Genomic DNA, 13,552 nt, shown 5'->3' with positions numbered 1-13,552 from the left:
CGAGCGCGCAGCCGGACGACTTCGCGCCTACCGATCGTGCTGCGACGCTTTGGGGTTCGTGCATCGCCTTTTTACATCAAACGAGGAACTGTACGCAGGCCGGCTTCGGCTACAGCGCACCGTCAGTGCGGCATGGCTAACGTGGCGAGAATCGCGCGCGCCTCCGCGGCGCCATCCGAATCGGGCGCAACCTGGATCAGCGATTCCAACCTGGCGCGGGCCTCGGCGCTGCGATTGACTGCGAGCAGCGCCCGTGCTTCGCTGACGTATGGCAAGCCGCACTTTCTGACCGCGGCGATGCCCTTTTCGAATTCGGTAATCCCTTCGCTTAAGTGGCCGGCGGCGACCATCAGCTTGCCCGCCTCGTCGTGTAGCTTGCAATTCAATGGAAACATGAGCTGCGCTCGCTGGAAAACTTGCCGCGCCTCCTCGAATTTCTTTTGCATTCCTAATGCCATACCCATATAAAGGTATTCCTCCGGGCGGCCGTTGCTACGCCCTGTTGTGATCGGGCGCAGCAGGTCCTCCACGGCTTTGTAATCGCCGTGGTAATACAAAACCTGACCCAAGGTGGACTTCAAATCTTTCCGATCCGCCTTGATAGTCCCACGTGCGTCCTCGATCAACCTCATTGCCCTTTCATGCTCTCCCAACCGTGCGGCCACGTAAGCCAAATTAATACGGGCAAAATAGTTCAGGATGCCCATTGGCTCGGTGGATTGGTTGATGGCGCGTTGGGCCGCCACGGCCGCCTCAGACAAATACTTTTCGTCCGGCCGTTTGAGCAGGAGCAGGCTTAAATAAATCCAAGGAGTCGCCGCATCGGGATGCAGCAGCGCGATCTTGCGGGCAATGGCGACGCCCTTCTCCTCGGAATAGTCGCACTCAACCATAAACCTGGCCTGCATCCATTCTTCCCATTGCTCATCGTAGCGTGCATATGAGCGGGCATCGGCCACCGCGACGGCGCCCGAAACGCAGTCATCCCGATTCAGTGCAACCGAGACGCGCCGCCTCAACGCAGCCCGCTTGGCCGCGTCGCCAATTTGCATCTGGCTCGCCTCTTCGTAGAGTTTTTTCGCCGTTTCGATATTTTCAAGACGGAAATTGACTTCCGCGGCGTTCATTACCGCCAGCCCTAATCGAGGATCGTAGTACATGGCTTGATTGAAGGCGGCGAGCGCCTGGGCCAGTTTCTCCTGGCGCATCAACGCGCCGCCGTAGGCATCGTATGCGACGGCCATGACGTTGCGCGGAAGGCGCGGCGTGATATTGATCATCTTGACAATATGTTGTGACAGGCGGGCCAGGTCCTCTTCGGTCTTCGCGGTCAATCCGAGATAACTGGCCAATACGGCCGGTTGCGTGGTTTCATAAATGTAATTTGCCACTTGGCCCAACATGGTGTCCCATTCAGCAACCTTGCCCGCTACCTGCAGCGGTGGATTTCCCGCGACGCGTGCCTTGATCGTCAAGTCGTCGCCGTCAACCAGCAATTCACCGCTCACCACTATCTCGTTGCCGGTGAGTTCACGGAGGTAGCGAAACACCGATTTCACCGTGAAGTGGGTGTCAGGGATCGCGACATCGCTGCGGTGCTCGGTCCAGCCCTCTTTTAAATCGCCTGGATCCAGGGTGGTTACGGTTTTGCGTCGCTCTACCAGCTTGTCGAACAGCGTCTTCGCGACAACAGGACCTGTGATGCCGTGTTCCGAAAGCCGCTCGGGCGTGTCGAAAATGGAGATATTTAGGGTCTGCCGATATGCCTCGTGATAGCACAATGAGGTAATAACAACGAAGCCGGCAATCACGCTGAAGGCGATAACCGCGTTGCGAAGGACAATGAGGCGCTTATTGACCCAATCGAACTTGCTGGCGTGGCTGATCAGATCAATTTCATTGCGCAGATGATGCAGCGTTTCGGCAAGCCCCTCCACGCGCACAGCGCCCGCCGGCGTAGCCGCCGAAGTCGGCTGCGGCGCGGCATAGCCTGAAGCTGGAGCCGCATTGTTCTCGTCCACAGTGTCGCCGACAGCACCGCTTGCTTGCTCGTTCACATTGCCCCCTCTTTTTCACGTGCCGCACGACACCCGAATCACGAAAGGATGCGAGATGCATTCTTTGATAAACAATAGCAGAGATGGAAACTAAGTGCGAAGAGTGGAACAAGATGACCGGCGGCGATGTAGGTTCCCGGCCGCCCGCCAGTTTTGATGTCAGGAGGTCCGTACCGGACTGGAGCACCAGAACCTTTATGTTCAGACCTTCAGCGCGGCATGATTGAGCCGATCAAGACAGGATGAGCGAACTGAGGGACTTCACGACGACTGCAGAGAGTCTATCAATGTGGCGTGCCATGAAAATTTACCCCCCTTTCTACCCCACCGGCGAAGCCGGATGGTGCTGAACAGTGTGGGACCTCGGCGCACGAACTTTTTTGATTTCCCCCCATGAGAAGGCGAAAAAAAAGCTCCCGGTGAGGGAGCTCTTTTCTTCTTGCTGGCGGAGAGGGTGGGATTCGAACCCACGGTAGGGGGAAACCCTACGCCTGATTTCGAGTCAGGTACATTCGACCACTCTGCCACCTCTCCGGTGTTTCATTTGAACTCTAGGCCAGGTGAGTGACACTAGGGTGGTCTTCAAATTCTTTTCGCTTGCTGCTGCGAGGACAAAATTATAGCAAATCCTGACGGAAACGGAAGAGTCTTTTTGAAGAAAGTTGAAAATTTCTTCCCCCTCCCCCGCCGCGCGATCAGGCGGCCGGGACCAGCTTCTCCAGCCCGCCCATGTACGGGCGCAGCGCTTCAGGAATCACCACGCTGCCATCGGCCTGCTGGTAGTTCTCCAAGATCGCCACCAGCGTGCGCCCAACCGCCAGGCCCGAGCCGTTGAGCGTATGCAGCAGCTCCGGCTTGCCCTGCGCGTTGCGGAAGCGCGCCTGCATGCGCCGCGCCTGGAATGCCTCCATGTTCGACAGCGACGAAATCTCGCGATACGTGTTCTGCGCCGGCAGCCACACTTCCAGGTCGTAGGTCTTCGCTGCGCCGAAACCCATGTCGCCGGTGCACAGCGACATCACGCGGTACGGCAGGCCCAGGCTCTTGAGGATCGCTTCGGCGTGGCCGACCATCTCTTCAAGTACCTCGTATGATTTTTCCGGATGCGCGATCTGCACCAGCTCCACCTTGTCGAACTGGTGCTGGCGGATCATGCCGCGCGTGTCGCGGCCGTAGCTGCCGGCCTCGGAGCGGAAGCACGGCGTGTGCGCGGTCATCTTGATCGGCAGTTCGTCGGCGGCGACGATTTCGTCGCGCACAATATTGGTCAGCGTCACTTCCGACGTCGGGATCAGGTAGAAGGTCTCGCCCTCGCCTTCCGCGCCGCCCTTCTTCACCGAGAACAGGTCGGCTTCGAACTTCGGCAGCTGACCAGTGCCGCGCATCGAGTCGGCGTTGACCATGTACGGCGTGTAGCACTCGGTGTAGCCATGCTCGCCGGTGTGGGTGTTGAGCATGTACTGCGCCAGCGCGCGGTGCAGGCGGGCGATGCCGCCCTTCATGACGGAAAAGCGCGAACCGGTCAGCTTGGTGGCGACTTCGAAATCGAGGCCGAGCGCGGCGCCGACGTCGACGTGGTCCTTCACCTCGAAATCGAATGCGGGCGGCGTACCGACCTTGCGCACTTCGACGTTGCCGGTTTCATCGAGGCCGGCCGGCACGGAGGCGTGCGGCAGGTTCGGCACCGATTCCATGAAGGCGGCCAGCTTGGCCTGCACTTCCGACAGCGACGTCTCGTTGGCCTTGAGCTCGTCGCCCAAGCCGGCCACTTCGGCCATTACCGCAGTGGTGTCTTCGCCTTTGCCCTTGAGCATGCCGATCTGCTTCGACAGCGAGTTGCGCTTGCCTTGCAGTTCTTCGGTGCGCATCTGGATCGCCTTACGTTCGGCTTCGAGGGCGTTGAATCCTGCCACGTCGAGCACAAACTTGCGGCTTGCCAGGCGGGTGGCGACATTGTCAATGTCTTTGCGGAGAAGTTGAATGTCTATCATTGTTGGTATTGGCGGTAAGTGGAGACCGCAATTGTACCAAGATGACAGCACTCCCCTGCGAGTTTCGGCGGGAGCTCCCGGCGCCTTGCTCGCTTCTTTGCTGCATCAGCCCAGCTGGGCCTTTTCGGCGGCGCTCAGGCGGTGGCCTTTGATGACCACGACTTGCATGTTGCTGGTGGCGGCCGCGACGACTGGGGTCGCGGTGTAGACGGCCGAATCGTTCGCGGTAGCGTAGGTCGCGAAAGTCGCCAGGACGGCTGCGGCGATGAACACGGCTTCGATGTTTTTGCGGACTTTCATGATGATCTCCAGTGGGTGAAGCGAGTTGGTATGGTGGTACTTTAGCCAGTCAACTCGGGCTTCTCCACCGGCTTGCGATGAAGCGCGCAAAACGCGGGACAGGCCGCAGGAAAGGCGGAATGAAACCGCGCGCGGGTGGGTTTTGAGGCATGGCCGGCGGCCTGCTCGCAGATGCTTGCGTGCGGGTACGAGGAAGATGGGGACAGGTCCGCAGGACCAGTCCCCGATATGCATGCGCCGCCGGCCGGGTTTGGGGTCTGGTCCGGCGGACCTGACATCGGTGTTGAACGCGCAGCCTGTCGAATCGGCGAAGGTGGCGGTCCACGCGGCGGCGACAAAGGCGGGGTCAGGTCCGCAGGACCAGACCCCGATGTGCATGCGGCTGCGGCAGGATCGGGGCCTAGTCCTGCGGACCTGGCCCCATCTTCGACTAGCCGCGCGCGTCGTCATCCAGGCTGCGCAGCCACGCCAGCTTCTCGGCGATCTTCGCCTCGATCCCGCGCGGCACCGGCTCGTACCAGCCCGGCTCGGCCATGCCTTCCGGCAGATAGGACTCGCCGGCCGCATACGCATGCGGCTCGTCGTGCGCGTACCGGTACTCGTGGCCGTAGCCCAGCTCCTTCATCAGCTTGGTCGGCGCATTGCGAAGGTGCACCGGCACTTCGCGCGACTTGTCTTTCTTGACGAACGCCACCGCCCGGTTGTACGCGTTATAGCCGGCGTTGCTCTTGGCCGCCATCGCCAGATAGATCACACACTGCCCCAGCGCCAGCTCGCCCTCGGGCGACCCAAGCCGCTCGTAGGTCGCGGCCGCGTCGTTGGCAAGCTGGATCGCGCGCGGATCAGCGATGCCGATGTCTTCCCACGCCATGCGCACGATGCGCCGCAGCAGGTACTGCGGATCGGCGCCGCCATCGAGCATGCGGCACAGCCAGTACAGCGCGGCGTCCGGATGCGAGCCGCGCACCGACTTGTGCAGCGCCGATATCTGGTCGTAGAAGTTGTCGCCGCCCTTGTCGAAGCGGCGCGAATTCAAGGTCAGCGCATTGTCGACGAATTCGCCGGTGATCTGCGTCAGGCCGGACGTCTCTGCCGAGGTCTTGGTCTGCTCGAGCAGGTTGAGGAAGCGGCGCGCGTCGCCGTCCGCGTAACCGATCAGGGTGGCGATGGCCACATCATCGAACTTCAGGTGCTTGAGCACCCGCTCCTGCGCGCGCGCGAGCAGCTGCAGCATTTCCGCGTCAGTCAGCGCCTTGAGCACATAGACCTGCGAGCGCGACAACAGCGCCGAGTTGACTTCGAACGAAGGGTTCTCGGTGGTGGCGCCGATCAGCGTGACCAGGCCCGATTCGACGAACGGCAGCAGCGCGTCCTGCTGCGACTTGTTGAAGCGATGGATCTCGTCGATGAACAGGATGGTGTGCTTGCCGCCGGCCAGATAGTGCTCGGCCTGCTCGATCGCGGCGCGGATGTCCTTCACGCCCGACAGCACCGCCGACAGCGCGATGAATTCGCAGTCGAACGCATGCGCGGTCAGGCGCGCCAGCGTGGTCTTGCCGACGCCGGGCGGACCCCACAGGATCATCGAGTGCGGCTTGCCGGACTTGAATACCAGGTTCAGCGGCTTGCCGGGGCCCAGCAGGTGGCTTTGGCCGATCACTTCGTCGATGGTCCGCGGGCGCAGGGCTTCGGCCAGCGGCGCAGCGGGCTCGTTCTTGAACAGGTCATCCATGGGCGAAGGGTCGCTTGAGTGAAAGTGGGTGCGGAAAAGCGCCAGTCTAGCGGATAGGCACAGACGGCGCTTATTGTAAGACAGGCAAACGGGCGGGTGGGTTCACGGGCGTCGCCAAAATACCGCCGCCGCCCCTGCGGAGGCAGGGGCCCATGCTGAAAATGCGTTCATGGCGAAGCGAGCTCAGCATGGGTTCCTGCCTGCGCAGGAACGACAGGCTTAGTGGTCGGAATTAAAGACGTCGGCGCCCTTCGGCATCACGAACTTGAACTGCGTCGCCGTCAGCTGAGGATTCTTTTCGAACTTCTTGAACGACAGCACCGAGGTCTGCCCGAACGCGTCGTGCAGCTCCATCGCTTCCGGCGTGCCGTTGCGCAGGCCGATGCTGATCTGCTCGAACGTCGAATCCTTGGCCTTCGGCTTGGCATCGAGCCATTCGAGCCCGTTGCGGCTGCCCGCTTCGCTCAGCGTGAAATTCTTTTCCAGGTCATTGCTGCCAAACAGGATCGCCGCCGGCGACGAGCCCAGCGCGCTGCCCAGCTTCTTGACCGTCACCTGGTTCAGGTCCTTGTCGTAGATGTACAGCGATTCGCCATCGGCCTGCAGCAACTGCTCGTACGGCTTCACGTACGTCCAGATGAACTTGCCCGGACGGGCGAACAGGAAGGTGCCGGTGGATGGCGGCGTGACCTTGCCGGTTTCCGATTTCTTGATCTGCTGCTGGGTGAACTCGCCGCGCGCGGCTTTGGTGCCGGCGACGAACGACTTGAACTGCTCCAATGCGCTCGCATGGGCAGCGCCGGTCAGCGCAAAGGCTGCTGCTAGCAGCAGCGGGGCTACAATATTTTTCTTGTTTAGCATGGTGTTCCTTATAAAAATAGGGTCAGGTCCGCAGGACCAGACCCCGATATGTGCTGGCTCGGGGTCTGGTCCTGCGGACCTGACCCCATTTTGTCCTTTACTCGGCGCTGGCGGCCGGCACCAGAATATCCCGGTTGCCGTTCGACTGCATCGCCGACACCACGCCGCTGTTTTCCATCTGCTCGAGCAGGCGCGCGGCACGGTTGTAGCCGATCCGCAGATGCCGCTGCACCAGCGAGATCGACGCGCGGCGGTTCTTCAGCACCACCTGCACCGCCTGGTCGTACAGCGCATCGGCCTCGCCGCCGCCCTCGCCCGCCGGCGCCCCGTCGGCCCCGCCTTCGCCTTCCAGCGTGCCGCCTTCGAGAATGCCTTCAATGTAATTCGGTTCGCCGAGCGATTGTAAATGTTTTACAACTCGATGCACTTCGTCGTCCGAAACGAACGCGCCGTGCACGCGCACCGGCAAGCCGGTCCCCGGCGGCATGTACAGCATGTCGCCCATGCCGAGCAGCGCTTCGGCGCCCATCTGGTCGAGAATGGTGCGCGAGTCGATCTTGGACGACACCTGGAACGCGATCCTGGTCGGGATGTTCGCCTTGATCAGGCCCGTGATCACGTCCACCGACGGCCGCTGCGTCGCCAGGATCAGGTGCAGGCCGGCCGCGCGCGCCTTCTGGGCGATACGGGCGATCAGTTCCTCGACCTTTTTACCAACGACCATCATCAGGTCGGCCAGCTCGTCGATGATGATGACGATGGTCGGCAGCTTCTCCAGCGGCTCCGGCGCGTCCGGCGTCAGCGAGAACGGATTCGGGATGTGCTCCTCGCGCTTGGCCGCCTCGGCGATCTTGGCGTTGTAGCCGGCCAGGTTACGCACGCCCAGCTTGGACATCAGCTTGTAGCGGCGCTCCATCTCGTTGACCGCCCAGTTCAGCGCGTGGCCGGCCTGGCGCATGTCGGTCACCACCGGCGCCAGCAGGTGCGGGATGCCTTCGTACACCGACATCTCCAGCATCTTCGGGTCGATCAGGATCAGGCGCACGTCGGCCGGGTCGCTCTTATACAGCAGCGACAGGATGGTGGCGTTGATGCCCACCGATTTACCGGAGCCGGTGGTACCTGCCACCAGCAGGTGCGGCATCTTGGCCAGGTCGGCGATCACCGGCTTGCCGGCGATGTCCTTGCCCAGCGCGATGGTCAGCGGCGAGGCGCTGTCGTTGTACATCTTCGAGCCGACGATTTCGGTCAGGCGCACGATCTGGCGCTTAGGATTCGGCAGCTCCAGCGCCATGTAGTTCTTGCCCGGGATGGTCTCGACCACCCGCAGCGAGGTAAGCGACAGCGAACGCGCCAGGTCGCGCGCCAGGCCGACGATCTGGCTGCCCTTCACGCCGGTGGCCGGCTCGATCTCGTAGCGCGTGACCACCGGGCCCGGATAGGCCGCCACCACCTTGGCGTCCACGCCGAAGTCCGACAGCTTCTTCTCGATCAGGCGGCTGGTAAATTCCAGCGTCTCGACCGATACGGTTTCCAGGTATTCGGCCGCTTCGTCGAGCAGCGACAGCGGCGGGAGCGGCGAATCGCCCGGCAGGTCGCGGAACAGCGGCGCCTGTTTTTCCTTCTCGACGCGCTCCGACTTGACGATGACCGGCGCGATCTGCGGCTCGATCTTGACCGGCGGCGCGGCGACGTGCTTCTCGACGTGCTTGGCGCGTTCGTGCTCGATCACCTCCTCGCGCCTGACCGCCGCCACTTCGCCCTGTTTGCGGTCTTCGCGATCCTGGTAGCGCAGGCGGAACCAGTCGATCGTCACCTCGATCGCGGCGCCGATGCGCTCGGCCACCGACAGCCAGGAGATGTGGAAGAACAGGCTCACGCCCAGGCCGAACAGCAGCAACAGCAGCAGGGTCGCGCCGGTGAATCCAAAGGCGACGCTGGACGAATGGCCGATCAGCTGGCCCAGCACGCCGCCCGGAGCGCGCGGCAGCTGCGCGCGCAGCGTGTACATGCGCAGGTATTCGAGGCCGACGCTGCCGGCAAACAGCAGCACGAAGCCGATCCAGCGGATCAGCGCCTCGTGCTGGTGTTCCGGCTCGTCCTGCTTGTCCTCGAGCTTTTGCGTCAGGTTCCGATAGTCCTTCCACAGCAGCCGGGCGAAGCAGACGCACCACCACCAGGCGGAAAAGCCGAAGATGAACAGCATCAGGTCGGCCAGCCAGGCGCCCGCGCGGCCGCCCATGTTGGCCGCCTTCGGCACGACGACATCGTGCGACCAGCCCGGGTCGCCCTTGTTATAGGTGAGCAGGATGATGACGAAGTAGAGGAACAGCACCGCCAGCGCGATCCAGCGCGCCTCGGACAGCAGGCGCACCAGGCGGTTCGGCAGCGGCTGCCGGACGGTCGGATTGCGGGTATAGCTGGAGTTTGTGGATTGGCTTGTTTTTGACATACTTAATACAGAGGTTTTCGTGCCGAAAATGCGATGCGCCCATTCTAAGCCATATATTGTTCGGCGGGCCGATCATTCACGCATGGTGAGGGGTCTGGTCCTGCGGACCTGACCCCATCTTGGAGTTCATCAGGTGCTCAGCAAATGGGGACTAGGCGTCCCCGTCGTTCCGCAGGACCAGACCCCGACCCGGTCGCGGCGTGCCTCGTGCCCTCCCGCATCATCGTCTATAATCGCGGGATTGCCTGTCGGCCTTGATCCTTCCGCCGCCGGCCCCAGTTATCCTCCATACCAACGACCAAGAAGCTCTCATGACCACTACCAAACACGCCAAAGTCCTGATTCTCGGCTCCGGGCCGGCAGGCTACAGCGCCGCCGTGTACGCCGCGCGCGCCAACCTGAACCCGATGCTGGTGACCGGCGTCGAGCAAGGCGGCCAGCTGATGACCACCACCGACGTCGAAAACTGGCCGGGCGACCCGATGGGCGTGCAAGGTCCGGACCTGATGCAGCGCCTGCTGCAGCACGCCGAGCGCTTCAAGACCGACGTGATCTTCGACCACATCCACACCGCCTTCCTGAACGAGACGCCGATCCGCCTGCTGGGCGACAGCCACGAATTCACCTGCGACGCGCTGATCATCTCGACCGGCGCCTCGGCCCAGTACCTCGGTCTGCCGTCGGAGCAGGCCTTCATGGGCAAGGGCGTGTCGGCCTGCGCCACCTGCGACGGCTTCTTCTACCGCGGCCAGGAAGTGGCCGTGGTCGGCGGCGGCAATACCGCGGTCGAAGAGGCGCTGTACCTGTCTAACATCGCCACCAAGGTCACCATCATCCACCGCCGCGACAAGTTCCGCGCCGAGCCGATCCTGATCGACCGCCTCAAGGCCAAGGCGGCCGAAGGCAAGATCGTCATCAAGTACAACCACACGCTCGACGAAGTGACCGGAGACGACAGCGGCGTCACCGGCATCAACATCAAGTCGACCGAAAACGGCGCCATCACCAAAATGCCGGTGCACGGCCTGTTCGTGGCGATCGGGCACAAGCCGAACACCAGCATCTTCGAAGGCCAGCTTGATATGCACAACGGCTACATCAAGACCAGGACCGGCCTCGAAGGCATGGCCACTGCCACCAACATCCCGGGCGTGTTCGCTGCCGGCGACGTGCAGGACCACATCTACCGCCAGGCCATTACCAGCGCAGGCACCGGCTGCATGGCCGCCCTGGATGCGCAGCGCTACCTGGAAGCGCTGGAAGACTGAGCGCAGCCATGGGCCTGAAAGACTTCGCCGACCTGAAATCCTTGCGCGATACGCTCAAGGAGCAGGAACAGGCACGCGCGATCGAAAAGGCCGAGCGCGAAAAGCGCGAGCAGAAGGCGAAGGAAGAAGCGAACGTGTTCCACAGCGCCACCAAGGGCATCAAGCCGATGCCCGAGTCGAACCGGTACGTGGCGCCGATGGCGCGCATCCCTGTTCGGGGCGCCCCTGTCAAACCGCGCACGGTCGAAGAGGACAATGCGGCGGTGCTGCGCGAGTCGCTGTCGGACCAGTTCGACGTCGAAGGCATGCTCGACGACGATCCGACCGTCAGCTATTCGGCGCCCGGCGTCGGTCCCGACGTGGCGCGCAAGCTGCGCAAGCGGCACTGGCCGGTGCAGGACGAACTCGACCTGCACGACATGACCCGCGATACCGCGCGCGACCAGGTGGGCGACTTTTTGCGCCGCGCGATGAAGCGTGGGCTGCGCTGCGTGCGCGTCATCCACGGCAAAGGCTACGGCTCGGCCGGCGGCGAACCGGTACTGCGTCCGATAGTCCACAGCTGGCTGGTACAAAAGGACGAAGTCGTCGCCTTCTGCGTTGCCGGCAAACGCGATGGCGGCCACGGCGCCCTCATCGTCCTCCTCAGGCCCGCACTCGATCGCTAACCTCCCCCCGTTTCCGCGGAACGCGGAGAACGGCGGCCACATCTGGCGCAAGCGGCGCCGGCGCCACATCGACCGCGCGGCCGCCCCTCCCGGCCGCCCCCGCCAACAGGGGCCGGCCCCATCGACCAATTGTCGGTAAAATTTACAGTGAGAATGTTTGAGAATTCTTAACACATTGATTACAAACGACATTTTGTGTTGGCACGGCATTTGCTTCAGGTTCTGCGTCTGACTATAACCACTACAAGGGAGTCATCATGAAAAAGGTGTGGAATGTGTTGTGCGCAGCAACGCTGGCACTGGCCGCAATGTCGTCGGCCCAAGCTGGTTTATATACCTCGACCTACGGGACGATGCTCGCGGGCCCGAGCGATTGCGATGACTGCTATGCCGGCCCGATCGCATTTTCGGGCAGCGGACAGTTTATCAACTTCTTCGGCAACGCCTACAGTGACCTGTATGTGGGCTCGAACGGCTATGTGACTTTCGGCAGCGGCTCCAGCAACTATTCGACCCAGCCGCTGGATACCCAATCCGTGGCGCCGATGATTGCCGGCTTCTACACCGACCTCGACTCGCGTAGCAGCGCCGCTTCCAACGTGTATGCCAACACCTCGACCGACGGCGAAATTGTGGTGACCTGGGAGAACATGGGGCACTACCCCGGGAACTACAGCGGCCCGGCGACTTTCCAGTTGGTGATCCGGTCCAACCAGGCGGTCATCCCTGCCGGCGAGGGCCAGATCGGCTTCTTCTACGGCAATATCGGTGACCATGCCGGAGTATCTGCCGGATTCGGGGACGGCCTGAGCGCATCGAACCCAGGCGAGGTCGCCTTCGCTTCGTTCGTCGACGGCACCACCCTGAGCAACAATCAAGCGCGCTTCTTCAACGTCGATGGCGGCGTTCCGGCGGCTGTCCCGGAACCGGGCACTCTGGCCTTGCTGGGCCTTGGCCTGGCCGGCATCGCTGCGCGCCTCCGCAAGAAAGCCTGACGGCAGCGGCAAACCTGACGCGTGCGCACCAGTGCGCACGCGTTTTGCGTTAACGTCCAGGCGCGGGCGATTTCCGGGCACGGCGCGGCCCCCATGCCGGCGCCATGCTGCGCCGCCCCCCCCCACGCGGATGTATGCTCTTTGCATGTAGGCACAGCTGCATGTTAGGCTGTCCACCTTCCCACGAGCAAACCACCGCATGACGCTTATTAAGTTCATTGAAATCATGGCGATCCTGGTCGGGGCCTTCTCCGGCTTCATCGAGGCCCGCCGCAAGCGCATGGACCTGGTCGGCGTATTCACCGTCGCCTTCATCACCGCCTTCGGCGGCGGCACCCTGCGCGACATCCTGCTCGACAAGCGTCCGCTGTTCTGGGTCACCCACCAGGAATACGCGATCCTGATCTTCGTGCTGGCCCTGATCGCCTCGCCGCTGATCCGCACCCTGCGCCAGATGGTCTCCGAACGCCTGATCGTCATCGCCGACGCCATCGGCCTCGGCCTGTTCTCGATCGCCGGCGTCGCCTCCGCGATCGACGCGGGCATGCCGCTGTTCATCGCATCGATGATGGGCGTGATTACGGGGATTTTCGGCGGCGTGCTGCGCGACATCGTCTGCAACGAGGTGCCGATGGTGTTCCGGGATGGTAAGCCCTACGCGATTTGCGCCTTCTTCGGCAGCTGGATGTTCCTGATCATGCGCCGGCTCGAGATGCCGCACGATTTTGCGCTGTGGTCCAGCGCCACGGTCATCGTCGTCATGCGCCTGCTCAGCTGGAAATTCGACATGCGGCTGGGCCGCTGACAGGATCCGCGGCGCCGACAAGAACGAGGTCAGGTCCGCCGGACCTGACCCAGGTGTTGATCAGACGGCTTCCGCCCCAGTCTCGCCGGTACGAATCCGGATCACCTGCTCCACATGCTGCACGAAGATCTTGCCATCGCCGATCTTGCCGGTACGCGCCGCCTTGATGATCGCGTCGACCACCTGGTCGGTCATCGCATCGTCCACCACCACTTCGACCTTCACCTTCGGCAGGAAATCGACGACATACTCGGCGCCGCGATACAGCTCGGTATGCCCCTTCTGGCGCCCGAAGCCCTTCACCTCGGTCACCGTCAGGCCGGTCACGTTGACGTCGGCCAGCGCCTCGCGCACTTCGTCCAGTTTGAATGGCTTGATCACGCACGTAATCTGTTTCATGGTTCTTCCCCTGTTGGCCGGTTG

At 62.5% G+C, this 13,552-nt stretch carries 11 protein-coding genes and 1 tRNA gene; 4 read left to right on the top strand and 8 right to left on the bottom strand.

Annotated features, from left to right (window positions below; all coding sequences use genetic code 11):
* Positions 1–122: 122 nt before the first annotated feature.
* The 7 genes from Q4S45_RS05295 to Q4S45_RS05265 form a co-directional block, all read right to left on the bottom strand.
* Positions 123–2,057 carry a hypothetical protein gene (locus Q4S45_RS05295; protein ID WP_305509822.1) on the bottom strand — a complete coding sequence of 645 codons (1,935 nt, stop codon included), beginning with the start codon at positions 2,055–2,057 and terminating at the stop codon, positions 123–125.
* A 443-nt stretch (positions 2,058–2,500) separates the two neighbouring features.
* Positions 2,501–2,591, bottom strand: a tRNA-Ser gene (locus tag Q4S45_RS05290).
* A gap of 161 nt (positions 2,592–2,752) precedes the next feature.
* Positions 2,753–4,048: a serine--tRNA ligase gene (gene serS, locus Q4S45_RS05285; protein WP_305509821.1), complete on the bottom strand. Its 1,296-nt coding sequence runs from the start codon at positions 4,046–4,048 to the stop codon at positions 2,753–2,755.
* A gap of 105 nt (positions 4,049–4,153) precedes the next feature.
* A complete protein-coding gene (locus Q4S45_RS05280) occupies positions 4,154–4,348 on the bottom strand; it encodes a hypothetical protein (RefSeq protein WP_305509819.1) in 195 nt (64 codons plus the stop codon).
* Positions 4,349–4,778: 430 nt separating this feature from the next.
* Complete coding sequence (locus Q4S45_RS05275) at positions 4,779–6,080, bottom strand: replication-associated recombination protein A (RefSeq protein ID WP_305509817.1); 1,302 nt, start codon at positions 6,078–6,080, stop codon at positions 4,779–4,781.
* 219 nt (positions 6,081–6,299) lie between these two features.
* Positions 6,300–6,941, bottom strand: a complete 642-nt coding sequence (lolA, locus tag Q4S45_RS05270) for an outer membrane lipoprotein chaperone LolA (RefSeq protein WP_305509815.1) — start codon at positions 6,939–6,941, stop codon at positions 6,300–6,302.
* Between the two features lie 97 nt (positions 6,942–7,038).
* The gene (locus Q4S45_RS05265) at positions 7,039–9,393 is read right to left on the bottom strand and encodes a DNA translocase FtsK (RefSeq protein WP_305509813.1); all 2,355 of its coding nucleotides are present in this window, start codon (positions 9,391–9,393) and stop codon (positions 7,039–7,041) included.
* Positions 9,394–9,704: 311 nt separating this feature from the next.
* Between Q4S45_RS05265 and trxB the strand changes: the two genes are divergently transcribed.
* The 4 genes from trxB to Q4S45_RS05245 all read left to right on the top strand — a co-directional run bounded on the left by trxB (position 9,705) and on the right by Q4S45_RS05245 (position 13,129).
* Positions 9,705–10,661 (top strand): thioredoxin-disulfide reductase, encoded by a 957-nt coding sequence (trxB, locus tag Q4S45_RS05260; protein WP_305509811.1) that lies wholly within the window; start codon positions 9,705–9,707, stop codon positions 10,659–10,661.
* A gap of 8 nt (positions 10,662–10,669) precedes the next feature.
* The gene (locus Q4S45_RS05255) at positions 10,670–11,329 is read left to right on the top strand and encodes a Smr/MutS family protein (protein ID WP_305509809.1); all 660 of its coding nucleotides are present in this window, start codon (positions 10,670–10,672) and stop codon (positions 11,327–11,329) included.
* A 257-nt stretch (positions 11,330–11,586) separates the two neighbouring features.
* Positions 11,587–12,324, top strand: coding sequence for a nidogen-like domain-containing protein (locus Q4S45_RS05250; RefSeq protein ID WP_305509807.1), 738 nt, complete (start codon positions 11,587–11,589; stop codon positions 12,322–12,324).
* A 199-nt stretch (positions 12,325–12,523) separates the two neighbouring features.
* A complete protein-coding gene (locus Q4S45_RS05245) occupies positions 12,524–13,129 on the top strand; it encodes a trimeric intracellular cation channel family protein (RefSeq protein WP_305509805.1) in 606 nt (201 codons plus the stop codon).
* 60 nt (positions 13,130–13,189) lie between these two features.
* Here Q4S45_RS05245 and Q4S45_RS05240 read toward each other — a convergent pair whose 3' ends face one another.
* Positions 13,190–13,528 (bottom strand): P-II family nitrogen regulator, encoded by a 339-nt coding sequence (locus tag Q4S45_RS05240; RefSeq protein ID WP_305509803.1) that lies wholly within the window; start codon positions 13,526–13,528, stop codon positions 13,190–13,192.
* Between the last annotated feature and the right edge of the window lie 24 nt (positions 13,529–13,552).

Source organism: Massilia sp. R2A-15, from assembly GCF_030704305.1.
GTDB lineage: Bacteria > Pseudomonadota > Gammaproteobacteria > Burkholderiales > Burkholderiaceae_D > JAFCUW01.
Note: the sequence above shows the minus strand (reverse complement) of the source record. Positions and strands in the feature narration are given on the sequence as shown.

Coding starts and splice junctions, on each gene's coding strand:
- Q4S45_RS05265 (WP_305509813.1), bottom strand. CDS start 9,393: ATGTCAAAAACAAGCCAATCCACAAACTCCAGCTATACCCGCAATCCG.
- Q4S45_RS05255 (WP_305509809.1), top strand. CDS start 10,670: ATGGGCCTGAAAGACTTCGCCGACCTGAAATCCTTGCGCGATACGCTC.
- Q4S45_RS05280 (WP_305509819.1), bottom strand. CDS start 4,348: ATGAAAGTCCGCAAAAACATCGAAGCCGTGTTCATCGCCGCAGCCGTC.
- lolA (WP_305509815.1), bottom strand. CDS start 6,941: ATGCTAAACAAGAAAAATATTGTAGCCCCGCTGCTGCTAGCAGCAGCC.
- Q4S45_RS05245 (WP_305509805.1), top strand. CDS start 12,524: ATGACGCTTATTAAGTTCATTGAAATCATGGCGATCCTGGTCGGGGCC.
- Q4S45_RS05250 (WP_305509807.1), top strand. CDS start 11,587: ATGAAAAAGGTGTGGAATGTGTTGTGCGCAGCAACGCTGGCACTGGCC.
- serS (WP_305509821.1), bottom strand. CDS start 4,048: ATGATAGACATTCAACTTCTCCGCAAAGACATTGACAATGTCGCCACC.
- Q4S45_RS05275 (WP_305509817.1), bottom strand. CDS start 6,080: ATGGATGACCTGTTCAAGAACGAGCCCGCTGCGCCGCTGGCCGAAGCC.
- trxB (WP_305509811.1), top strand. CDS start 9,705: ATGACCACTACCAAACACGCCAAAGTCCTGATTCTCGGCTCCGGGCCG.
- Q4S45_RS05240 (WP_305509803.1), bottom strand. CDS start 13,528: ATGAAACAGATTACGTGCGTGATCAAGCCATTCAAACTGGACGAAGTG.